This window comes from Pseudomonas sp. S3_G06, from assembly GCF_054667565.1.
Genome location: NZ_CP162738.1, coordinates 3,130,884 through 3,154,550 on the forward strand (window position 1 = coordinate 3,130,884; position 23,667 = coordinate 3,154,550).

Annotated in this window: 13 protein-coding genes; 6 read left to right on the plus strand and 7 right to left on the minus strand. The window is 62.8% G+C overall.

Annotation, left to right across the window (positions count from 1 at the left end):
* Nucleotides 1-10 precede the first annotated feature (10 nt).
* The 4 genes from AB4N47_RS14010 to AB4N47_RS14025 form a co-directional block, all read right to left on the minus strand.
* Nucleotides 11-7,834, minus strand: coding sequence for an amino acid adenylation domain-containing protein (locus AB4N47_RS14010; protein ID WP_341637957.1), 7,824 nt, complete (start codon nt 7,832-7,834; stop codon nt 11-13).
* Complete coding sequence (locus AB4N47_RS14015; protein ID WP_341637958.1) at nt 7,831-11,232, minus strand: amino acid adenylation domain-containing protein; 3,402 nt, start codon at nt 11,230-11,232, stop codon at nt 7,831-7,833. The genes AB4N47_RS14010 and AB4N47_RS14015 overlap by 4 nt, the downstream gene beginning before the upstream one ends.
* Before the next feature lie 187 nt (nt 11,233-11,419).
* A complete protein-coding gene (locus AB4N47_RS14020) occupies nt 11,420-12,403 on the minus strand; it encodes a TauD/TfdA family dioxygenase (protein ID WP_341637959.1) in 984 nt (327 codons plus the stop codon).
* 35 nt (nt 12,404-12,438) lie between these two features.
* On the minus strand, nt 12,439-13,179 hold the full coding sequence (locus AB4N47_RS14025; RefSeq protein WP_341637960.1) for a thioesterase II family protein: 741 nt from the start codon (nt 13,177-13,179) through the stop codon (nt 12,439-12,441).
* A gap of 136 nt (nt 13,180-13,315) precedes the next feature.
* Here AB4N47_RS14025 and AB4N47_RS14030 point away from each other — a divergent pair, with 136 nt between their 5' ends.
* On the plus strand, nt 13,316-14,449 hold the full coding sequence (locus AB4N47_RS14030) for a cupin-like domain-containing protein (RefSeq protein ID WP_341637961.1): 1,134 nt from the start codon (nt 13,316-13,318) through the stop codon (nt 14,447-14,449).
* 133 nt (nt 14,450-14,582) lie between these two features.
* On the opposite strand, the gene AB4N47_RS14035 is transcribed toward AB4N47_RS14030, so the two are convergent.
* Complete coding sequence (locus AB4N47_RS14035) at nt 14,583-15,758, minus strand: MFS transporter (protein WP_341637962.1); 1,176 nt, start codon at nt 15,756-15,758, stop codon at nt 14,583-14,585.
* Nucleotides 15,759-15,949: 191 nt separating this feature from the next.
* On the opposite strand from AB4N47_RS14035, the gene AB4N47_RS14040 reads away from it, so the two are divergent.
* The 4 genes from AB4N47_RS14040 (at nt 15,950) to AB4N47_RS14055 (ending at nt 21,105) form a co-directional block, all read left to right on the plus strand.
* Nucleotides 15,950-17,617: a family 2 encapsulin nanocompartment cargo protein terpene cyclase gene (locus AB4N47_RS14040; protein WP_341637963.1), complete on the plus strand. Its 1,668-nt coding sequence runs from the start codon at nt 15,950-15,952 to the stop codon at nt 17,615-17,617.
* Nucleotides 17,618-17,706: 89 nt separating this feature from the next.
* Nucleotides 17,707-18,507, plus strand: a complete 801-nt coding sequence (locus tag AB4N47_RS14045) for a glucose 1-dehydrogenase (RefSeq protein WP_341637964.1) — start codon at nt 17,707-17,709, stop codon at nt 18,505-18,507.
* The gene (locus AB4N47_RS14050; protein ID WP_341637965.1) at nt 18,500-20,326 is read left to right on the plus strand and encodes a glycoside hydrolase family 15 protein; all 1,827 of its coding nucleotides are present in this window, start codon (nt 18,500-18,502) and stop codon (nt 20,324-20,326) included. The genes AB4N47_RS14045 and AB4N47_RS14050 overlap by 8 nt, the downstream gene beginning before the upstream one ends.
* A 389-nt stretch (nt 20,327-20,715) precedes the next feature.
* Nucleotides 20,716-21,105 (plus strand): hypothetical protein, encoded by a 390-nt coding sequence (locus tag AB4N47_RS14055; protein ID WP_341637966.1) that lies wholly within the window; start codon nt 20,716-20,718, stop codon nt 21,103-21,105.
* Here AB4N47_RS14055 and AB4N47_RS14060 read toward each other — a convergent pair.
* The gene (locus AB4N47_RS14060; RefSeq protein ID WP_341637967.1) at nt 21,077-21,709 is read right to left on the minus strand and encodes a hypothetical protein; all 633 of its coding nucleotides are present in this window, start codon (nt 21,707-21,709) and stop codon (nt 21,077-21,079) included. The genes AB4N47_RS14055 and AB4N47_RS14060 overlap by 29 nt on opposite strands.
* A 90-nt stretch (nt 21,710-21,799) precedes the next feature.
* On the opposite strand from AB4N47_RS14060, the gene AB4N47_RS14065 reads away from it, so the two are divergent.
* Nucleotides 21,800-22,687: an alpha/beta fold hydrolase gene (locus tag AB4N47_RS14065; protein ID WP_341637968.1), complete on the plus strand. Its 888-nt coding sequence runs from the start codon at nt 21,800-21,802 to the stop codon at nt 22,685-22,687.
* Here AB4N47_RS14065 and AB4N47_RS14070 read toward each other — a convergent pair.
* Nucleotides 22,656-23,639 (minus strand): GlxA family transcriptional regulator, encoded by a 984-nt coding sequence (locus tag AB4N47_RS14070; protein ID WP_341637969.1) that lies wholly within the window; start codon nt 23,637-23,639, stop codon nt 22,656-22,658. The genes AB4N47_RS14065 and AB4N47_RS14070 overlap by 32 nt on opposite strands.
* Between the last annotated feature and the right edge of the window lie 28 nt (nt 23,640-23,667).

Consider the following 23,667-nt stretch of genomic DNA (forward strand, 5'->3'; position numbering starts at 1 on the left):
TTTTTCCCTCTCAAGAAATCAGTTTTTCCAGATCATCGAGGGATAGACGTTTGAGGGCCTCCAGTGATTTAGCCAATTCATCCTGAACGGGCGACATTTCGACGCGCAGCGCTTCAATCCCCGCGCAGAAATCCTTGAGCGTGTCGGTTTCGAACAACGCCTTGAGCGGCACCTTGTCGCCCAGACGTTCCTGCACCCGGGTCACCACCTGCGTGGCCAGTAACGAATGGCCGCCGAGCTGGAAGAAATTGTCCGCCAGCCCTACCCGCTCGACCTCCAGCACTTCCTGCCAGATCGTCGCGACCTCCCATTGCAGATCGCTTTGCGGCGCTAGGTATTGCTCCTGCGTCGGGCTCTCGCCCAACGCCATCAGCGCCTTGCGATCGAGCTTGCCGTTGGGCGTCAGCGGGATCGCGTCGATCAGGTGCAGATGCCCCGGCACCATGTGCGCCGGCAAGCGACTGGCCAAGGCATTGCGCACCCGCTCGGCCAGCGTCGACCGCTCACTGGCCGGCGCAGCAACGAGGTAGGCATGCAGGTGTTTGCCTGCGGCGCCGTCCTGCGCCAGTACCACCGCCTCAAGGATATCGTCGAGTTCCAGCAGGCGCGCTTCGATCTCGCTGAGTTCGATGCGGAAACCGCGAATCTTCACCTGATGGTCGGCGCGACCGATGTACTCGATGTTGCCATCGTCGCCCTGGCGCACCAGATCGCCGGTGCGGTACAGGCGCTCGCCATTGGCTGCGTAAGGATTCGGCACAAAGCGTTCGGCGGTCAGCGCGGCGCGGCGTAGATAGCCGCGCGTCACCCCGGCACCCGCCAGATACAGCTCGGCCGCCACGCCCTCGGGCAGCGCCTGCAACTGACTGTCGAGCAGGTACGCCACGGTGTTATCCAGTGGCCGGCCAATGTTCGCCCGGCCCTGCGGCGTGCGCAGGGTGAAGGTCGAATAAGTGGTGTCCTCCGACGGCCCGTAGAGGTCGTAGACCTGTCGCACCTCAGTGCTGGCGTAGAGGCTGTCGACCAGACCCTGCTTGAGCGGTTCGCCGGCCAGATTGACGGTGCCGACCGAAGCCGGAATCTGCCCGGCGCGCTGCAACGCGGCAATCGCCGACGGCACGGTATTGATCAGCGTAACCTGATTGCGCGCCGGCAAATCCGCCAGCGCCAGGGCGTTGTCGGCCAATACCAGACAGCCTCCGCAGGCCAGCGTGACGAAAATTTCCCACACCGACAGGTCGAAGCAGATCGAAGTCGAAGCCAGCACACCGCGTAATTGTTCTTCGCGATAGACCCCAGCCGACCATTGAATCAGCGCCGACAGATTGCCGTGGCTGATCGCTACGCCTTTCGGTTTGCCGGTGGAGCCGGAGGTATAGATCACGTACGCCAGATTTTCGGCCGCGAGGTTAACCAGTGGCGCAGTGGCCGGGCATTCGCTGGCGACGTTCTCGTCCACCAGCAGCACCTGCGCACTCAAGGTTTCGGGCAGCATCGCCAATGCCGCTGGCTCAGTGAGCAGCACCGCCGCGCGGCTGTCGTCGAGCATGTGCAGCAAACGTTCCTGCGGGTAATCCGGGTCGAGCGGTACGTAGGCGCCACCGGCCTTGAGGATCGCCAGCAAGCCGACCAGCATCTGCGGCGTGCGGCGCATGCACACGCCTACGCGCACTTCCGGCCCGACGCCCATGCCTTGCAGCTTGTGCGCCAGACGATTGGCCCGGGTATCGAGGTCTTGGTAAGCGATGGACTGCTCAGCGAACAGCACCGCGTTCGCCTGTGGCTGTCGCTGCACTTGCGCGGCGATGTGCGCCAGCACTGTGCGTTGATCCGGCGTGGTAACCGGCGCCTTGCCCCACTCGATCGCTTGTTGCTGTTGTGGCTCGGCGAGCAGTTGCAGCGCGCCCAGCGGCTGTGTGGCGTCGGCGAGGAACTGCTCGAGCAGACCTTGCAGTTGCCCGCTCAACGCGCGGATCGCTTGAGCGTCGAAACTCGCCTGATCGTAACTCACACCCAGACTCAGCTCGCGGCCGGTGACCGCCACCAGCGTCAGCGGATAGTTGGTCTGCTCCTGCCGGCGGATTGCCGAGAACTTCAGACCCGTCTGTGGACCCTGCGCCAGCGCTTGCGCCATCGGGTAGTTTTCGAACACCAGAATGCTGTCGAACAACGCCCCGGCGCCCGTACCGGCCCAGCGCTGAATGTCATACAGCGGCGTGTGTTCGTGCTCGCGCAAGGCCAGGTTGAGCGCCTGCACCTGTTGCAGCCATTGATTCACAGCGATCTCGGCCGACGGCGCTGCCACCACCGGCAAGGTGTTGATGAACAGGCCGATCTGCTGCTCGACACCCGGCAAATCCGTCGGCCGCCCGGCGACAGTCGCGCCGAACGTCACATGATCCTGGCCCGTATAACGCTGCAACAGCAGCAGCCACGCCGCTTGCACCAGCGTGTTGAGCGTGACTTTCTGCTCGCGGGCAAAGCGGTTCAGTTCGGCGGTCAGCGGTTCGCTGAACACATGCTCGTGATCGGCATAGCCGCTGGCCGCGTGCCTGACGGGTATGGCGCTGGCCAGTCGCGTCGGCTCTTCGAGATCCGCCAGCGCCGTGCTCCAGAACTGTCGACTGGCCTGCTGATCACGCTGGCCGAGCCATTCGATGTAATCGCGATAACGCCCCTGCCCTGCGCTCGGCGCGATGCCGGCGTAACGTTGCAGCACTTCGCCGAACAACTGCGAAGTGCTCCAGCCGTCCATCAGGATGTGATGGCAGGTGTAGATCAGGTGATGAGTGTGCTCATCGATGTGCACCAACGTCACGCGCAACAGCGGTGCGTCGAGCAGATCGAAACCGTTGTGCAGGTCTTCAGTGGCCAGATGATCAAGTGCTGAATCAAGGCCAGCGCGACCGCGCCAGTCCTGCACCTGCCACGGCATCTGCACACGGCTGCGCACCACTTGCACCGGCGCGGCGGCATCCTGCGGCCAGACGAACGCCGTGCGCAAAATATCGTGGGCATCGACGGTCTGCTGCCAGGCCTGGCGGAAGCGCTCGGCGTCGAGCTGCTCGACGTCGACGCGCAGCTGATTGGTGTAGGCCGGGCTGTCCGGCTCGTTGCGGCTGTGGAACAGAATGCCTTGCTGCATCGGCGACAGCGGGTACAGATCGACGATGTCACGCGGCGCCATCGGCAGCGCCGACAGCTGCGCCTGGGTCAGGTTGGCGAGTTTGAAGTCCGACGGTGTCACGCCACCGGCCGCGCTGTCGCAGCAATGTTCGATCAAGCGTTGCAGTTCGCGGCGATAAGCCTCGGCCAGCGCCTCGATGGTCTCGGCGCGGTACATGCCGGTGCCGAAGGTCCAGGTCAGTTCCAGCTCTCCGCCGAGAACCTGTCCGTCGACGCTCAGCCAATTGCCCAGCGGCGCTTGCCCATCCTGATTGGCGCCGGTGCTGTCAGCGCTTGGCAGGAACAACGCGCCTTGCTCGGCGCTGAACGCGCCGTCGAACTGACCGAGGTAATTGAAGGTCACCCGTGGTTGCGCCAGCGTCTGCAACTCGGCTGCACGCGTGAGGTAACGCAGCACGCCATAACCGATGCCTTTGCCCGGCACGGCGCGCAGTTGCTCCTTGATCGCGCACAGCGACGCAGCGGGATTGGCCTGCGGAGTCAGGCGCACCGGGTACAGGCTGCTGAACCAGCCGACCGTGCGGCTCAGGTCGATGTCGTCGAACAGGTCTTCACGACCATGGCCTTCGAGCTGGATCAACACCGACGGTTGCTCGCTCCAGTCACACAACACCCGCGCCAATGCGGTCAGCAACAGGTCGTTGATTTGCGTGCGGTAGGCCGCCGGGGCGACTTTCAGCAGCTTGTCGGTCAATGTCTGGCTCAGGCGCGTACTGGCGCGAGCGGCCTGGGCGCGGGTCTGGCTGTCTACGGCGAAATCTTGTGGCAGTGCCGCGTCTTCAGCCGCCAGGGTCTGGCGCCAATAATCGCGTTCGCCGGCAAGCGCTTTACTCTGCGCATAACGATGCAACTGCTCGGCCCAGTTGTGCAGCGAACTGCTCTGGCTTGGCAACATCGGCGCCGTCCCCGCCGCCAATGCCTGGTAAGCCTGCTGCAAGTCTTCGAGCAGAATGCGCCACGACACGCCATCGACCACCAGGTGATGAATGACCAGCAACAAGCGCTGCTCGGCATTCGGCAGAGTGACCAGCACCGCGCGCAGCAACTGCCCGCGTTGCAGATCAAGGCTGCGCTGCGCCGCGTCGGCCACGGCCGGCAAGGCATCGAGACTGTCCAGTTCGCGCAGCCAAAGCAGTTCGGCATCGCGCTGAGCCTGCGGCCACGCCTGCCAGCTATCGCCCGACTGCACAAAGCTCAAGGCCAGCGCTTCGTGCTGCTCGACCAGCGCCGCCAGCGCCTTGCGCAAATGCACGGCGTCCAGCGCCAGGGTCGGTTGCAGCATCACCGCCTGGTTCCAGTGCTGGCGCTGGGCAATCGGCGTATCGAAGAAGCGCACCTGGATTGGCAGCAACGGCAACGGCCCGCGAGCCACTGGTGCGGCGACGGCAGCCGGTTTGGCTTCGATCAGTTTGGCCACAGCAGCCAGTTGGCCGATGGTCTGTTTTTCGAACAACTGCTTGGGGCTGAGCTTGATGCCCTGGCGCTTGGCCCGGGCGATGATCTGCAAGCTGAGGATCGAGTCGCCGCCCAGTTCAAAGAAGTTATCGCTGCTGCCGACTCTTTCGAGCTTGAGCACCTCGGCCCAGATGGCCGCCAGTTTTTCCTCGATCTCACCGACCGGCGCGACGAACTGCTGGCTGACCACGCCGGGCACTGGCAAGGCACGCTTGTCGAGCTTGCCGTTGGCAGTCAGGGGCAGCTTTTCCAGCAACAGCAACTGCGCCGGCACCATGTAATCCGGCAGCCGCGCCTGCAACTGCTCGCGCAGTTCCTGCGCCTGCACCTTCGCGCCCACTGCCGGCACGCACCATGCCAGGAGTTGCAGGCGCGCCGGGTCGTCATCCAGTGGCAGCGCGAGCACGGCGGCTTCGCTGACGCCATCGAGGCTGAGCAACACCCGCGCGACTTCCGCAGGCTCCACACGGTAGCCGCGCACTTTGACCTGATCGTCGGCACGACCGATGAATTCCAGCGCCTGCTCGCGATTGCGCCGGACCCGGTCGCCACTGCGGTACACCCGCGCGCCGGGGTTCCCAAACGGATCAGGCAGGAAACGCTCAGCGGTGAGCCCCGGCTGATTCAGGTAGCCAAGGGCAACGCTGTCGCCACCGATGTACAACTCACCGGCAACCTGATCGGCTACCGGGTTGAGCACATCGTCGAGCACATGGACATGAGCACCGACCAGCGCGGTGCCGATCGGAACACTGCGCGCCTGGGCGGCGAGTTCTTCGACCTCGTGGGTCAGCACGCCCACGGTGGTTTCGCTCGGGCCATAGTGGTTGATCAGACGACAGCCCGGTTTCAGTTGCTGCACACGCTCGACCAGCGCTGGCGAACAGGCCTCGCCGCCGACGATCAGCGCGTGTTCCGGCAGCACATCGACAGGCTTGGCCGCCTGCAACAGCGCGGCGAGATGCCCGGGGACGATTTTCAGCACGCCGACGCGATGGCGGGCCATGTAGTCGGCAAAGCGATCCGGGTCGAAGCCGAGTTCTTCCGGCAGCACATGCAGCAGTCGACCCGAGCACAACGCACCGAACAGCACGGTGAAGCCAAGGTCGGCGGCGATAGTCGAGACCAGCGCCATGCTCGCCTCGGGCGCCGGCGCCAGACGTTCGAGTACGCCGTGCACGTAACTGCCCAGCGCGCCGTGGCTGACCAGCACGCCCTTGGGTTGCCCGGTGGAACCTGAGGTGTGAATGACGTAGGCCGGCGACTGCGCATACAGCGTCAGCTCAGGCGCGGATGCCGGCAGCGAGTGCCATTGCCCCGGTGCAAATTCCACACCCTGACAGCCCTCACCCGCCACTTCGCTGAGTCGTGCGTCGCCTTCAGCACCGATCAGCGCCCGCGCCTGGGCAGCGCCGAGCATCTGCTTCAGGCGCGCGCTCGGCGCCTTGACGTCGAGGGGCATGTACACCGCGCCAGCCTTGAAAATCGCCAGCAGGCAAGTCAGCCAGTCCAGCGAACGCTCCAGCAGCACCGCCACCGGTTCGCCGACACTGACGCCCTGCGCACGCAAATAATGGGCGAGACGATTGGCCTCCTCATCCAGCGCCTGGAACGTCATTGTCTTCTGCAAATCACGAGCCGCCAGCGCCTGCGGCTGCCGAGCCACTTCACGCGCCCAGTGTTGCAACACCGTCAACGCCGGTTCGCGTTGGCTGGCAAGCGCAGCAGGCCGTGGTGTGGCAACTGTGTGCAATGGCGCCTGCGGCGAGTCGAGCAACTGGGTAAACAGATCCAGCAACATCGGCACAAAACCGGCGACCGTTTCCGCCCGATAGAGATCGCTGGCGTAGGTCATCTGGCCGTGGATCAGCGCGCCGTCGTCGGTGATATCCAAGGCCAGATCGAAATGCGTGCCGTCCTTGGCCAGCGGGTATTCACTGACGGTCAGGCCGGGCAAGGCCATCGAGCGTTGTTTCTGCATGCCGACGTTCTGGTTGAACTTGGCTTGAAACAGCGGGTTGTGGCCCAGGGTGCGTTCGGCGACCAATTCGTCGACGAGTTGCTCGAACGGCAATTCCTGATGCGCCTGCGCACCGAACGCCGCTTCACGCACCTGCGCGAGCAAATCGGCGAAACTGCCGCGCTCATCGACCTGGCAACGCAGCACCTGGGTGTTGACGAAGAAACCGATCAGTCCCTCGACTTCGGCGCGGCCACGGTTGGCATTCGGCACGCCGACACGAATGTCGCGCTCGCCGGCCAGACGCGAAAGGAACAGCGAGAACCCGGCCAGCACCAGCATGAACAGGCTGATGCCCTGGCTGCGCGCAAAAACGTTGAGCTGTTGCGACAGGTCGGTGCCGAAATCAAAGCTCAGGGTCTGTCCTGCAAAGCTTTGCGTCAGCGGTCGGGCAAAGTCCGGCGCCACTTCCAGCAGCGGATGTTCGTCGCCCAATTGCTGACGCCAGTAGTCGAGCTGGCGTTCACCCTCGCCGGCCTCCAGCCAGCGCCGCTGCCAGATCGCATAGTCGGCGTATTGCAACGGCAGCGCCGGCAATTGCGGCTCGCGCTGCAGGCTGAACGCCTGATAGCACTGCACGAATTCCTTGACCATGACGTCCATCGACCAGCCATCGGAGACGATGTGATGCATGCTCACCACCAGCACGAACTCATCGTCGGCCAAAGCAAACAGGCTGGCGCGCAACAGCGGGCCGTGGCGCAGATCGAACGGTTGCGCGGTGACGTCTTGCACGTGTTGCGCGAGCAGTTCTTCGCGCTCTTGCGCGGCGGTGCCGGTCAGATCGAAGCGTTGCAGCGCAATACTTTGCTGCTCGAGAATCAGCTGATGCGCTTGATCGCCGTCGGTGTGAAACACCGTGCGCAACACTTCATGGCGCGCCAGCAGATGATCGAACGAGCGGCTCAGGGCCGACTCATCCAGCCGGCCTTTCAGACGCAAGCCAGCGGCCATATTGTATGCGGCGCTGTGCGGTTCCAGTTGCCAGAGAAACAGCAGGCGCTGCTGGGCGAACGACAGGGGAATCTGCGCGCAGTCGTGGCGGCTGACCGGCAGCGGCAACAGGCTGAAATCCTTGCCCTCCTCGCGCAGCTTGGCGAGAAACAGCCGACGCTGTTCCAGCGGCAGGCCGACGAACCTTTTTGCAATACGTTCCGCCATCGTGCCGCTCATACTTCTTCTCCTTGCAAAGCATTCATGAACTGATCCAGGTCGGACCAGTCGTCGTCGCCGCTCGTCTCGGCCAGTTGCCCGAGCATCTCGGCGAGATCCGCCAGCAGCGGTTTTTCGAACAGGCTGCGCAGCGGCAGCACCACGCCCATCTGCTCCTTGACCCGGGCAATCACCTGCGCGGCCAGCAACGAATGGCCGCCCAGTTCAAAAAAGTGATCGTCCAGGCCCACACGCGGCACGTGCAGCACCTCGGCCCAGACCTGCGCCAGACACTGTTCGGCCGGCGATTGCGGGGCGCGGTAATCGCCCTGCAACTGCGCCGGATCCGGCGTCGGCAATGCCTTGCGGTCGAGCTTGCCACTCGGTGTCAGCGGCAGGTTCGCCAGCAACAACAGTTGCCCCGGCACCATGTAATCCGGCAGGCTGGCTTGCAGCGCGGCGCGGGTCTGCTGACGGAACGCCGTTTGCGTCGCCGCACTGGCGAGCACTGCCGGCTGCGTCACTACATAAGCGACCAGTTGCGCACCGCCGGCGAACGGCACCGCCAGCACCACTGCTTCGCGAACGCCCGGAGATTGCTGCAGGCGCGATTCGATCTCGCCCAGTTCGATGCGGAAGCCGCGAATCTTCACTTGATGATCGACCCGGCCGACATATTCCAGCGCGCCATCGCCGCGCAGCCGCGCACGGTCGCCGGTGCGGTACAGGCGCTGGCCATCGGCGAAAGGGTCGGCGATGAACCGCTCGGCGCTGAGGCTCGGCTGACGGTGATAACCGCGCGCCAGCCCCGGCCCACCGATGTACAACTCGCCCACCGCACCTTGCGGCAGCAGGTTCAGATCATCGTCGAGCACGTACAGACGCCGCGCTGCCAGTGCGTGGCCGATCGGCATGCCGCGCCACGACACGTCCTGCGCGGTCAGCGCGGTGCAGTCATGAATCGTCGAGACCACCGTGGCCTCGGTCGGGCCGTAGGTGTTGAGCAGGCGCACATGGCCGAGCCCGGCCTGTTGCCACAAGCGCAAACCGTCCACCGCCATGGCTTCACCGCCGACGTGAACCTGCCGCAGCGCGCCGAAACTTGCCGGCGGTTTCGCCGCGTATTCCTGCACCAGCCAATACCAATAAGCCGCCGGCAGGTCGGCCAGAGTGATGCCCTGATCGACGATGACCTGATGCAAAGTCGCGCTGTCCCACAACGGCGCGTCGCGCATGACGACGCTGGCGCCGTGGCACAGCGGTGGGAAAAACTGCTCGACGAAGCCATCAAAACTGCTGGTGGCGAATTGCAGAACCCGGTCGCCTTCGCGCAGATCGCTGTAGTCGATGGCGCGGGCGATGAACTCGCTGAGCGCGCCATGACTGACCGCCACGCCTTTCGGCCGCCCGGTGGAGCCAGAGGTGTAGATCACGTAAGCGAGGTTGTCAGCCTCGACCGTGACCGGCAGGTTGTCGCTCTGCTCGCTGTCGGGCAATTGCTCCAGACACAGGCACTCGATGCCATCCAGTGGCGGCAGCTTGGCGAGGCTTTGCTGATCACTGAGCAACAGTTGCAAACCACTGTCAGCGAGCACATGGCGCAAGCGTTCGGCCGGGGTTTGCGGATCCAGCGGCACATAGGCACCGCCAGCCTTGAGCACCGCCAGCAGCGCCACAGCCAGTTCCAGTGAACGTCCCAGCGCGACGCCGACCAGCACGTCCGGGCCGACACCCTGTGCGCGTAATTGATGGGCCAAGCGATTGCTGCGGCTGTTGAGTTCGGCGTAGCTGAATGCTGGTGCAGGGGCAGTGGCCAACAGCACCGCCGGCGCTTGCGCAGTCCGTGCGACCTGCGCTTCGAACAGGCTTTGCACGCTGATAAAGCGAGGCGCTGACGCGGTGGCCTGGATCAACCCGTGGCGTTCGCTGTCGGCGAGCATCGTCACTTCGCCGATCAACTGCTGCGGGTCGCGGCACACCGACTGGAGGACGTTGCGCCAATGCCCGGCCAGCGCGGCGATGGTGGCGGCGTCGAAAATATCCGTGGCGTAAGTGAAGGCGGCAAACAGTTGCTCGCCCTCCTCGCGGGTGTCGAGCATCAGATCACTGGTGGCCGCGTGTTGCCGAGCGCTGCCGGTTAGTTGCTCTTCGCTCAGATAACCCACGCGCAAGCCTGAAGCGAGTTGCGCCTGATGCAAATCGGTAACCAGCGGCTGGTGGTTGAACATCACTTGAAACAGCGGATTGTGGCTCTGACTGCGCGCCGGTTGCAGGGCTTCGATCAGGGCGTCGAACGGCAGGTCCTGATGGGCCTGGGCGCCGAGGGCGGCCTGGCGCAGGTTCTGCAGCAACTCGGTGAACGGCGTTTGTGCGGTGACCGCGCTGCGCAGGATCTGCGTGTTGACGAAGAAGCCGATCAACCCTTCGGTTTCACTGCGGGTGCGGTTGGCGATCAGCCCGCCGACACGAATATCGGTCTGGCCGCTGTAGCGATGCAACAGGGTTTTGAACGCTGCCAGCAACACCACGAACAAGGTCACGCCCTGACGCTGGGCAAGGTTTTTCAGTTCTTCGCGCAGGGCTGCGTCGATCACCGTTTCCAGGCGTGCGCCTTGATGGCTGGACTGCGCCGGATAGGCCCGATCGGTGGGCAACTCCAGCACTGGATGTTCGTCGCCCAGTTGCGTGCGCCAGTAGTCCAGTTGCCGCTCGCGCTCACCGGCCTCCAGCCAGCTGCGTTGCCACAGTGCGTAGTCGCGGTAATGCACGGTCAAGGGCGCCAGCGTCGGTTCACGCCCGGCCACCAACGCGTCGTAAGTGCGCATGAATTCGTCGATCAGAATATTCATCGACCAGCCGTCGGCGATGATGTGATGCAGGGTCAGCAGCAGCACGTGTTCCTCTTCGGCAAGGCGCAACAGCCGCAGACTCAGCAGCGGGCCGTTCTGCAGGTCGAAGGCCTGGGTCGCCTCGGCCATCATGTGCTGCTGCGCCAGCGGCCAGCGCTGCGCTTCGGGCAATTCGCTCAGGTCAGTCACGGGTAACTTCAGTGGCTTTGGTTCGGCCACACGCTGGAAGGCCCGCTCGCCGTCCTGGCCGAAGGTGGTGCGCAAACATTCGTGGCGCGCCGCCAAACGGCTGAAGGCTTGCTCCAATGCTTCGACTTGCAGATCGCCATCCAGACGCACCGCCATCGGCAGGTTGTAGGCTGCGCTGGTCGGCTCCAGTTGCCAGAGAAACCACATGCGCTGCTGCGCGTAAGACAGGCCGTCACGCTCGGCGATGCCGTCGCAGGCGGTCATGGGCAGCTGCGCAAAATCGATGCCCTCGCGGGCCATGCCAGCGAGGAACAGACGGCGTTTGTCCTGGGGCAATTCGATAAAGCGGCGGGCTAGTTTCTGTGCGTCTGCGGCATTCATGCGTGGAGTCCTTGCTGATCGGCGGCGTGACCTGGAGACCCGGTCGTATCAACAAGAACGAATGGCCCGCGCGATGATTTAGCGCGCCAGCGGCAATCACGGCCCGACGGTACAAAGGCCAGACAGACAAATGCCGAAGCCGGTACAGGCCCGGATTCGGCATTTGAGTTGAAGGGTTGCGAACAGGTCAGCGCACGTCCTGCGAATGCCCCTCGGCCATCGCCACGATGACTTTGCGCGGCCCTTCGAACGGTGAGCGCGCGTGAGCCGAGAGCATGTTGTCGAGCATCATCACATCGCCCTCCTGCCAGGGGAAACTGATCGCACAGTCGTCGAGCACCGCCCGAATCTGCGCCAGCACCTCGTCTTCGATCGGCGAGCCGTCGCCGTAGTAGACGTTACGCGGCAGATCTTCTTCGTCAACGATATCGAGCAGGCTTTCGCGCACGTCCGCTGGCAGGTTGGAGATGTGAAACAGGTGCGCCTGATTGAACCAGACGTGGTCGCCGGTCACCGGGTGCACCGCCACCGCCTGACAGGTCTGGCGCGTGCGCAGCTCACCGTCGTCCTTCCATTCGCAGACAATGCCGTGGGCCTTGCAGTAGGCCTCGACGACTTCACGGTCTTCGGTGTTGAACACGTCTTCCCAGGCCACGTCGAGGCCATTGCCGAAGTTGCGCACGTACATCAGGCCTTTACTGACGAAACGCTCGCGGATCGCCACGGGGATGCGCCGGTAGACTTCGCGGCTGTCGGCAATCGGCGTCTCGCCGCCGGATTTAGCTGCGATCATGCTGTAGAACCAGATCTTCATCGGCCAGTCGCGGGAATAGGCCTGCTCGTTGTGCAGCGGAATGCTCTGGTGCGCCGGGTATTCGGTGGAGGTGTACACGCCTTGAGTGACGTTGGTGCGCGGCGTCGAGCCGAACTCGTAGTTCAGCAGCGGATGGCCGAAACTCGCGGCAAACTGGCGAAACTGCTCGGCGCCGTCGAGGCGGAAACCGCGAAACAGCACGCCACCGTCGCGTAGCAGGTGCTCGTCGACCAAGGCCTTCAATTCATCGAATACCGCCAACAGATCGGTGTCGGCATCGCCCGCCTCGACCAACAGCGGCAAACGTCCGCGCTGCGGCAGCAACGGCCGCACGGAAAACCCCAGAGCAACAGCCATGACTGGCCTCCTGAAAATGATAGATGAGTCGCGTCTCAGAACGCCGGTTGCACGGCCTGCGCAAGGCGTCGGTGATGCACTTCCAGATGCATCTTGATCGTGCGAATGACCCGCGCTTCGTGCTCATGAATGAAGAAATGCCCGCCGGTCATCATGTCCACCGAGAAACTGCCCAGGGTCTCTTTGCTCCAGCCGATCAGTTGTTCGGTGGTGGCGCGGTCTTCCTTGCCACCGAGCACGTGCACCGGGCAATTGAGCAGGGGCCGCTCGGCAGGCGTAAAGCGCCCGCACATCATGAAATCGGCGCGCAGCACCGGCAGGGTCAGGCTCATCAATTCCTCATTGGCGAGGATTTCTTCGCTGGTGCCCTGAAAGGTGCGCAACTGTTCGATGAGCTCTGCATCGCTGCGCGGTTCGGCAAAGCCGCGGTCGTAGTCGCTGCGCATGGTCGGTGCGGCGGTGCCGGAGGCGAACAGCGCCAGCGGCTCCGGCACACCCAGTTCGCGAAAGGCATGGGCCAGTTCGCAGGCGAGCAACGCACCGAGGCTATGCCCGAACAACGCATAAGGGCCTTGCAGCCCCGGCTTGTGCTCGCGCGCCAGTTGCCGCGCCAGTGCGCGCATGTCGGTTTGCAGCGGTTCATCGAACCGCGCGCCACGTCCCGGCAGTTCCACCGGTTGCAATTGCAGCCACGTCGGCAGTTGGCGCCGCCAGCGGCTGTAAACCATGGCGCTGGCGCCCGAATAGGGCAGGCACAGCAATGTCAGCTTGGTCACCGCGCTTTCCTTGAAAAATGTGTCTGCAAGAAAGACGGATCACTGGCCGGACAAATTAGTCGCCCGGTCGCTAAATTCCCTCGCCAGCCGCTCGTTGCCTGTTCAGGAAAAAAACAACAATCGCGAGGGAATCACCGTGGACCTGCAGAGCATTCTGGGCAAGTTGTTCGCCAACGCCGGCGCGGTCGGCATCGAGGGGGTTTTCCAGTTCATTTTCAGTGGGCAGCAGGCGTACTGGTACGACATCAAGACCAGCCAGCGCACGGCAGTCGGGCGCCACCCGCGTCCGGACGTGACCATCGAAGTCGCTGAAAAGGATTTTCTCGGGATCATGGCCGGCGTGGTCAACGTCGAGGAACTGTTCGCCAGCGGGCGCCTGAAGATCGGCGGCAACATGGGCCTGGCGACGATGTTGCCGCAGATCATCGACCACGCTCGCCAGGGTGGCGGCACGGTGGAAAAGGTCGACATGAACAAGCGCTACCCGACGCCGCCACGCTTCAGCGAAAAGCTCACTGCCGCGCTGCCTCGCCAGACCAGCGTCGAACGCCGTGCGCGCGCCGAGTTGAGCCGGCTCGAATTCGAAACCCGTTATCTGCCCAACGGCATTCCGTTGGTGATCAGCAATGCCCTGCACGACTGGCCATTGTTCAGCCTGAGCCGCGAGGAATCGCTGGTGCATTTCGCTGAACTGCAGGGCATTACCCGCCATGGCGATTATGTGAAGAAGACCTTTTCCACCGAGCGTGATTTTCGCTCCACTTCGATGGCCGAGTTCATCGCCTCGCTGGACAGCCCGGCGGTCAAAGGCGCGGATGGCGAGCCGCCGGCGTACATGGGCAACAACATCCTGCCGGCGCAATTGCTGCAGCAGATCCAGTACCCGCCCTACTTCGACACGTCGCTGTTCATCCCGCCGCGCATCTGGATCGGCCCCAAGGGCACGTTGACGCCGTTGCACCGCGATGACACCGACAACCTCTTCGCCCAGGTCTGGGGGCAGAAGAAATTCACCCTCGCCGCGCCGCATCACCGCGAAGCGCTGGGCACTTGGTCGACCGCGCCCAAGGGAGGCCTGGATGGCTGCGATTTCAACCCGGACGCGCCGGACTATGAACGTTTCCCGGCAGCGCGGGAGGTGACGTTTTTGCGGGTGACGCTGGAGGCTGGCGATCTGCTGTTTTTGCCAGAGGGCTGGTTCCATCAGGTGGAGTCGGTGTCGACGTCGCTGTCAGTCAACTTCTGGGTCGACTCAGGACGCGGCTGGTAACCCCATTTCCTGTAGGAGCGTAGGAGCTGACGAGTGCAACGAGGCTGCGATCTTTTGATCTTGATCTTGATCTTCAAAATCCAAAGCCAAAGTCAAAGTCAAAAGATCGCAGCCTCGTTGCACTCGTCAGCTCCTACCATTTCAAGTGACGGAAACTTTGAAACGCTGAAATCAGCACCACTGCCCCCGCCGCAATCGCCAGCCAGAATCCGCTACGCGCGCCAAACGCATCCACCAGCGCGCCGGAGCCAGCAGCGCCGATCGCCACGCCGATGCTCAGCCCGGTCACCAGCCAGGTCAGGCCCTCGGTCAGTTTGGCCGGTGGCACGATGCGTTCGATCAACGCCATCGCCACAATCAACGTCGGTGAAAAGAACAACCCGGCGATGAATACCGCGATCGACAAGCCGAGAATATTGCTCGCCAATAACAGCGGCAGCGTGGTCACCGCCGTCGCCACGCCGCCGTAGAGAAACAGGCGCGGCAACGGCAGCTTCGAACGCATCGCACCGAAGGCGATGCCGGCCAGGCATGAGCCGATCGCGTACACCGACAAAACAATACTCGCCGCTGCGGGCTGGCCCTGATGTTGAGCGAAAGCGACGCTGACCACATCGATGACCCCGACGATCACGCCCATCGCCAGCATCAACGCCAGCAGCCATTGCACGTCAGTCGAGCGAATGATCGAGCCCTGATGCTGCGACTCCTGCGCGTGCACGGGCGGCTCGGTGCTGCGCTGGGCGACAAACACCGTCACGCCGATGGCCAGGGCCAACAGCGCCGCCAGCGGCCCGGCCTCGGGAAACACCGCAACGGATAGCCCCACCGACAGCGGCGGCCCGACGATAAAACACACTTCGTCGAGCACCGACTCCAGGGCATACGCCGTCTGCAATTGCGGCTGGCCACGATAGATCTCGGTCCAGCGCGCCCGCACCATCGCCGACATGCTCGGCATGCACCCGGCCAGCGCGGCGAAGACGAACAACGTCCAGTCCGGCGCCTGCACACGCGTGCACAGCAGCAACATCAATAACCCGCCGCCACCGGTCAGCGCTGCAATTGGCAGCACCCGCCCCTGCCCATAACGGTCCACCAACCGCGATACCTGCGGCGCGCAAAACGCCGTGGCCAAGGCAAACATCGCCGCCACCGCACCCGCCAGCGCATAACCACCGTTCAACTGCGCGAGCATGGTGATCAGGCCGATGCCGGTCATGGAAATCGGCATGCGCGCCAGCATCCCGGCCAGCACAAACGCACGGGCACCGGGGGCGGTGAACAATTCGCGGTAGGGATTTGCCATTGATTGCAGCCTCATCAGGGGCGGCCAAGTTGCCATAGCGACGGGTGACGTGGAAGCGACGAATTGTTGGTGGAATGTGAAGGTGTACAACTCTGCACTCTGCGCTTCAATCCTCCAATTGAGCATCCCGCCAACCCCTGAAATCACATAACCATCTGTCGGAAATCGCGCTGACCTGTCAGATCTGACAGGTGCCTTTTCTTGTCCCTGGAGTTCTCATAACGCCTTCGCTCAACTGCGGGGTTCTCCCGGACGAACAGGCAACTGCTCTTGGGCACCATCCGCTAGCGCACACGCTCGGGAGCCCCGCCATGGAAGAACAGCTGATTCTCGTCTCACCAACGGATCGCCAGATCGGCGTAGCCCCCAAGATGCAGGTGCATCACCAAGGGCTGCGTCATCGTGCGTTTTCGATTCTGCTGTTTGATCCACAAGGACGGCTGCTGATGCAGCAACGCGCGTTCGGCAAATATCATTCCGGCGGATTATGGACCAACACCTGCTGCGGGCATCCACGCAAAGGCGAACGAACGGCGGTGGCTGCCAACCGCCGATTGCAGGAAGAAATGGGCATGACCTGCAAACTGCAGAAAGTTGCCTCGATGCTCTACCACGAACAGGTCTCCGATCAACTTATCGAGCATGAATTCGACCATGTGTTTGCCGGCATCAGTCAGACCGATCCGGTAGCCAATCCCGAGGAAGCCGAAAGTTGGCAGTGGCTGTCGCTGGAGGAGGTCGCCGAGCAGATCGAACACACACCCGACATGTTCACGATCTGGTTTCGCCGGATGGTCGAGCAGTTCGGGATAGAAGGTGTCCGGCAGTGGTTCGAGTCCGTCCGCAAAGCTTCAGCGGCACGATCAATGCCAAGCCTTTCTGGTGCGAAGACAGGATCATCCTGGGCCGTCCCGCCGCTGAATTGTCCGGCGCCGTTTCGGGTCGACGGGGCGCTGGCCAGGGGGGTGGATGATCTGCTCATGCCATGGATCGAGAAGGTCGGGATATTTCCGGGCCAACTCGACAAAGTCCGCGCCATGGGTTTCGGTCGCTTCGCCATGCTCTGTCATACCGACACCGATGAGCCCGATCGGCTGTTGCTCGCGGCGCAATGTTTCGCCGCGTTGTTCGCCGTGGACGACTACTACTGCGACGATGAGCGAACCGGGTCCGAACCCAGAATGGTCGGGCCGCGCCTTTCCCTGGCGCTGGCGGCGCTGGAACCGGTTTACCTGAGCGCACGGTTCCGCCCGGGGCTCGAGCAGGCCTTGAGCGTCGATCCGGTGCTGGTCGCGCTGCGTGCCTATCTGAGGCGGGTCGAGACTTTCGCGACCGCGGCGCAGGTTGCTCGCGTACGCCATGAAATCATCGCCATGTTCGTCACCATGACCGCCGAAGCGGCCTGGCGGATCGAAGGGCTCACGCCCGCGCTCTGGGAATATCTGGCTCAGCGTCAGGTCAACAGTTTCCTGCCGTGTCTGTCGCTGATCGACATCATCGGTGGGTATGAATTGCCCGCCAATGTCTACAGCGCACCCGAGGTGCGCAAGGTCACGACGCTGGCCGCCAGCGCCACGATCATTGCCAATGATCTTTTTTCCGCGCTGAAGGAACAGCAGGCCGGTATCGGCGATTTCAATCTGCCTATGTTGCTGATCCAAGAACAGGGCTGCTCCCCCGCGCAGGCCATGGCGCAAAGTGCTGCCGTTCACGATGACATCATGCATCTGTACGAGGCGGCGGAACGGGCGGTATTGCCGCACGCCTCGCCGCTGCTCAAACGCTATCTGCGCGGAATCAAGAGCTGGCTGGCCGGCAACGTCGAATGGCATCGCAGCAGCGGCCGCTATCAGGTCTGAAGCTGCCAACTTTTCATGGTTGCAGATGAACTCTCGCCGCAGGCCATCAGTCAGCTACTTAAGTCTCTGGAACCAAGGCGCGAATCGTCATGCAGATTTCCCTCGCTCATCAGGTGGCGCTGGTCACGGGTGCCAGCTCCGGCATAGGCCATGCCGCCGCCAAAGCACTGGCCGCCGCCGGCGCTGCGGTCGTAATCAACTACAACAGCAGCGCTGAACCTGCGGAAGAACTGGCCGCGCAAATTAACGCCGAAGGCGGTAAGGCGATCGCCATCGGCGCGGATGTTTCGAAAGAAGAAGATGTCGAGCGGCTGTTCAAAGAGACCGTCGAAGCCTTCGGCTCGCTGGACATTCTGGTGGCCAATTCCGGCCTGCAAAAAGACGCTGCCGCCGTGGACATGACGCTCGACGATTGGAACACGGTGATCGGCGTCAACCTCACCGGGCAGTTTCTCTGCGCGCGGGCGGCGTTGCGGATTTTCCAGCGTCAGGGCGTGCGCGAAGGCGTGTCGCGCGCGGCGGGCAAGATCATTCACATGAGCTCGGTGCACCAGCGCATTCCATGGGCCGGGCATGTCAATTACGCGGCGTCCAAGGGCGGCGTCGATCAGTTGATGCAGAGCCTCGCTCAGGAAGTCAGCCACCAGCGCATCCGTATCAACAGCATCGCGCCCGGTGCGATCAGCACGGCCATCAACACAGAAGCCACTGAAGGCGCGGCCGGCGAAAAACTTCTTGAGCTGATTCCCTATGGACGCATTGGCGATGTCGAGGATGTTGCCAACGCAGTGGTTTTCCTCGCTTCCGATGTGTCTGACTACATCGTCGGCACCACCCTGTTCATCGATGGCGGGATGAGCCTCTATCCGGAGTTTCGCGGCAATGGCTGAGCCTGAAATGGAACAACAAAGTCCCATCGGTGCCCACGGCATCATCGGCGACATGCGCAGCGCCGCACTGGTCAACGACAAGGGCAGCGTGGATTTTTTCTGCTGGCCGGAGTTCGACAGCCCGACGATCTTCTGCTCGCTGCTCGATACCCCTGAAGCAGGGATTTTCCAGCTCGCGCCGGACTTGCCGGATGCGCGCCGGGAACAGATTTATCTGCCCGACACCAACGTCTTGCAGACCCGTTGGCTGAGCGAACACGCGGTGGTGGAAATCACCGATCTGTTGCCCATCGGTGACGATGTCGACGCCCTGCCCCTGCTGATGCGCCGGGTGCGCGTAGTCAGCGGCTCGGCGACGTTCAACCTGCGTTGCGCGGTGCGCCACGACTATGGTCGCGCCGACACCCGGGCAGAGATGGACGCAAAGGACGTGACGTTCCACGCCGCTGGCCAGCCGTCGATACGCCTGGCTTCAGATCAGGCAATGCACGTCGACGCGCAAGCGGCCGTCGCGCAATTCACCCTCGAGCACAATGAAACCGCCGCATTCATGCTCGGTGGCAGCGACGACCCACGCTTTGCCGAAGGCGCCGCCGAATTGTGCATGCAGCGCACCCTTAAATACTGGCGTGGTTGGATCGGCCAATCCAACTATCGCGGGCGCTGGCGAGAAATCGTCAATCGCTCCGCCCTCGCCCTGAAACTGCTGACCTCACGCCGCCACGGTGCAATCCTCGCCGCCGCCACCTTCGGCCTGCCGGAAACCCCCGGCGGCGAACGCAACTGGGATTACCGCTACACGTGGATCCGCGACGCTTCGTTCACGGTTTACGCGTTCATGCGCCTGGGCTTTGTCGATGAAGCCAACCACTACATGCAATGGCTACGCGGGCGAGTCAGCGATTGCTGTGGCAAACCGATGAAACTCAACATCCTTTATGCCATCGACGGCCAGCAGGAATTGCCGGAAACCGAACTCACGCACCTGTCCGGTCACGGCGGCGCGCAACCGGTGCGCATCGGTAACGGCGCTTATGACCAAATCCAGCTCGACATCTTCGGTGAGCTGATGGACGCCGTGTATTTGGTCAACAAGTACGGCGACGCGATTTCCCACGAAGGCTGGCGGCACGTTGGCGAGGTGGTCGATCAGGTATGCGAAAACTGGCAGAGCGAAGATGTCGGCATCTGGGAGATGCGCGGCGAGACTCATCATTTCCTGCACTCGCGGCTGATGTGCTGGGTGGCGCTGGACCGGGCGATCCGCCTGGCTTCCAAGCGTTCGCTGCCGGCACCGTTCTCCCGTTGGGACCAGACCCGGCAAGCGATCTACACCGACATCTGGGATAACTTCTGGGATGAAGAACGCGGGCACTTCGTTCAGTACAAGGGCGGCACCGCGCTGGATGGCTCGATGCTGCTGATGCCGCTGGTGCGTTTCGTCAGCGCCAAGGATCCGCGCTGGCTCTCGACTCTGGAAGCGATCGAAAAAACCCTGGTGCGCGACGGCATGGTCTATCGCTATCGCAACGAAGACGCCAACATCGATGGCCTCAGCGGCACCGAAGGCGCGTTCGCCGCGTGCTCGTTCTGGTATGTCGAATGCCTGGCCCGCGCCGGCCAGGTGGAAAAGGCTCATCTGGAGTTTGAGCAGTTGCTGCGTTATGCCAATCCACTGGGGCTGTACGCAGAAGAGTTCGACAGCCATGGCCGGCACCTGGGCAACACGCCGCAAGCGCTGACGCATCTGGCGTTGATCAGTGCGGCGAGTTTTCTTGATCGCAAGTTGAGTGGCGAGAAGAGTTCCTGGCAGCCGTAGGGCTGTTTTTTCGTCAGCGCATGTCAGACCGATCCCTGACTGGACGGGATTTTTCCACAACGGGCCTGCCCGCCAGCCAACGGCAACAGGCCCATACCCAACGTGAAACCTGCACGGCGGTTATGTCTGGCGACAGGCTGTGTAAAAACTGCGCCTACAAAAGCCACACACGTTACGTTGAAACGCGTCCCGCAACGTACGCTTACACGCCGAAATACCTTGTTGCCAGCCGTTACATCCACACCTACCATCCAACGCAATGGTCGAGATAAGAAGCCAATACCTCAGTCAGTTCCCTCTCCCTCTGGGAGAGGGCTAGGGTGAGGGGCTTTTGATCTTTTACGGGCACAGCGGAGCTGTCCAACCACACCCGAATTCAAGGAAGCGGAATGCCTCATCACGTCCAGCGCACCATCGACTCCCCTCTTCGCACCGGGCTGAGCCGCACCCAGCTCTGGGAAGCCGCCGACCAAGGCCTGATCAAATGCTGGGAAGTCGGCCGCCAGCGCGCCGAACGCTTTCCCGAACTGGCCCGGCGCTGCCTGGCCGGCGAATTGCCGGTGCTGGGCTGGAAGGGTGGCGTCAGTCGCAGCCTGAAGAAAAACGAGAAGTACGGCTCACTGAAATATCTGGCGCAGTGGCAGGGTCTGCGCGGTGAGGATCTGGATATTGATCTGGCGCAGGAGCGCTCGCTGATGTGTTCGCGGACGAAGATGAAGGTGACGTTTACGCCGGATCGGACGAAGTATTTCAATCAGATCGCGGAGCTTGAGGCTTAGCCGTGCGGAAGTCCGGGCGGTAACAATCCGGGTACAGGGCACAGACGCCATACTGTGCGTCCAGATCGGCCATGTGCTGGTAGAACTGCTCGATTTCCCAAAACGTTTCGTTCGCAACAGTCATCAGGTAGAAGTAACTGAGCTGATGATCATTGGGCAGCACCAATGGAAACTCTGCCAGCGCGTCCATCCTCGGCGCATTGGCCAGCGCCGCGAGCATTGGCGTCGGTGCCAGGGACAACTGCTCGAAGTACTTTTGCTTGTATGCCGCCAGACCTATGGCTTCACCTTTTGCTCTGGCATCGATAAGTTGCGCAAGGTTTGCCCGGCGCTGCTCCCAGTACGCCGCCGGCAGGTCTACATTCATTTGTTGCTTATGGCTGGCCAATGCCTCATCGGCGCTGAGCTGGCGTTGCGGTTCGCCCGGCACGGCGGCGGACCGTGCGTCCAACTCCTTGAAGGACAGCATGATCGTCGACTTGGCAAACATGCGCTCCATCAGTTCACGGCGCTGCGGGGTGTCCGGCAATGCCGGTGGCGGCGATGCGCAACCGGTCAGCATCACGACAAGTCCCAACATAACAAGCAGCGTTTTGAGTGACATGTATCGTCCTTGAAGCCAGTCGACAGAATGAGCTGCGCAGTCTATCCGATGGTCTAGGGTTTGGAAGACGTTTGCACGGAGTTGACAGTCATGATTCAGTCAGTCCTTACGCCTTTTCTGACCATTGCCTACGAACAGCATGGCCCGAACAACGGCGCCCCGGTAATTCTGCTCCACGGCTTCCCCTATTCCCCGCGCACCTTCGACGAAGTCGCCCCGGCGCTGGCCGCGCGAGGCTACCGCGTCATCGTGCCGTACTTGCGCGGTTACGGGGCGACCCGGTTCAACAGTGCGCAAACCCTGCGCTCCGGCCAGCAAGCTGCGATGGCGCAGGACTTGCTCGATCTGATGGATGCGCTGGGTATCGAACAGGCCATGCTTTGCGGGTATGACTGGGGCGGTCGGGCGGCGTGTATTGTCGCGGCGTTGTTTCCGGCGCGGGTGCGCGGACTGGTCAGCGGCGACGGCTACCTCGTGCAGGACATCGCCCATGCGAACCAGCCGTTGGACCCCGAAGACGAGCATCGGCTCTGGTATCAGTACTACTTCCACACGCCGCGTGGCGTCGAGGGCCTTAAGCAGAATCGCCGGGAGTTGTGTCAGTTGCTCTGGCGGCTGTGGTCGCCGACATGGGCGCGAAAGGATCAACGCTACCCGCTGACCGCTGGCGCTTTTGATAATCCTGATTTTGTCGACGTAGTGATTCATTCCTATCGGCATCGCTTCGGCTACGCCCCGGGCGATCCAGCCCTGGAGTGGATGGAAGAAGCGCTGGCCACACAGCCGGTGATCAGCGTGCCGAGCATTTCGCTGTGCGGTGGCGATGATGGCGTCGGCCCGCCTGCGGCGGTTGATGAAGATGCCGAACATTTCAGCGGCTTTTATGAGCGGCGCGTGGTGGCGGGTGTCGGCCACAACATCCCGGAAGAAGCGCCGCAGGAGACCCTCAAGGCGATACTGGATCTGTTGCAACGCTGACCGAAAACCGCTCGCGATAAGCCTGTGGCGTCACGCCAATGGCACGGAGAAAACTGCGCCGCAACGTCTCTTCGCTGCCAAAGCCGCAATTGGCGGCGATACGTTTCACCGGCAGGCCGGTATCGCTGAGCAGTCGTCGAGCGGTTTCCACGCGGATCAATTCGATCGCCCGCGCCGGAGTCTGGCCGCTGTCGGCGCGGTAGTGGCGGATAAAACTGCGTTCGCTCATGCCGGCCTGTTCGGCGAGGGTCGGGACGCCGAGGTCGCAGGTCAGGTTCTCGGCGATCCAGGCATGCAGTTCATCGAAGCGGTTGCCCTGTTGTTGCAGCGACAGCGTCACGCTGAATTGCGACTGCCCGCCCGGGCGTTTCAGGAAGACGACCAAGTGCCGGGCGACGTCGAGGGCGATGTCGCGGCCGAGATCTTCCTCGACCATGGCCAACGCCAGATCGATACCGGCCGTGACCCCGGCGGAAGTCCACACCGGGCCGTCGTTGATGAAAATCGGATTGGCTTCCACGTGCAGATTGGGATGTTGCGCGGCCAGTTGCTCGCAGCGCGTCCAATGGGTGACCACGCGGCGGCCATCGAGCCAGCCGCTGGCCGCGAGCAGAAAGGCCCCGGTGCATACCGAAGCCACGCGCCGGCAATGAGTGCCGTGCTCGCGCACCCAGTCGACCAGTTGCTGGTCTTCGGCGGCGGGATAAATGCCCCAGCCGCCGGCGATGATCAAGGTGTCGCTGGGCGTTTGTGGCAACGGTTCGGCGAGCACCGCCAGGCCCGCCGATGACATCACCACCCCGCCACCGCTGGCAATCACGCTCGGCGCATAGGGCGTCGGCAAGCCGCGCTGGCGGGCAAGATCGTTGGCCGAGGCAAACACCTGCAACGGCCCGGTAACATCGAGAATCTGCATGTTGGCGAACGCGAGAACGTGAATGGCTTTAGGCATTTGGCGTAATTCGTGGGGTGATTGGCGT

Excerpts from the sequence above, each read along its gene's own strand:
- AB4N47_RS14010 (WP_341637957.1), bottom strand. The coding sequence starts at position 7,834 with ATGAGCGGCACGATGGCGGAACGTATTGCAAAAAGGTTCGTCGGCCTG.
- AB4N47_RS14015 (WP_341637958.1), bottom strand. The coding sequence starts at position 11,232 with ATGAATGCCGCAGACGCACAGAAACTAGCCCGCCGCTTTATCGAATTG.
- AB4N47_RS14020 (WP_341637959.1), bottom strand. The coding sequence starts at position 12,403 with ATGGCTGTTGCTCTGGGGTTTTCCGTGCGGCCGTTGCTGCCGCAGCGC.
- AB4N47_RS14035 (WP_341637962.1), bottom strand. The coding sequence starts at position 15,758 with ATGGCAAATCCCTACCGCGAATTGTTCACCGCCCCCGGTGCCCGTGCG.
- AB4N47_RS14045 (WP_341637964.1), top strand. The coding sequence starts at position 17,707 with ATGCAGATTTCCCTCGCTCATCAGGTGGCGCTGGTCACGGGTGCCAGC.
- AB4N47_RS14050 (WP_341637965.1), top strand. The coding sequence starts at position 18,500 with ATGGCTGAGCCTGAAATGGAACAACAAAGTCCCATCGGTGCCCACGGC.
- AB4N47_RS14055 (WP_341637966.1), top strand. The coding sequence starts at position 20,716 with ATGCCTCATCACGTCCAGCGCACCATCGACTCCCCTCTTCGCACCGGG.
- AB4N47_RS14060 (WP_341637967.1), bottom strand. The coding sequence starts at position 21,709 with ATGTCACTCAAAACGCTGCTTGTTATGTTGGGACTTGTCGTGATGCTG.
- AB4N47_RS14065 (WP_341637968.1), top strand. The coding sequence starts at position 21,800 with ATGATTCAGTCAGTCCTTACGCCTTTTCTGACCATTGCCTACGAACAG.
- AB4N47_RS14070 (WP_341637969.1), bottom strand. The coding sequence starts at position 23,639 with ATGCCTAAAGCCATTCACGTTCTCGCGTTCGCCAACATGCAGATTCTC.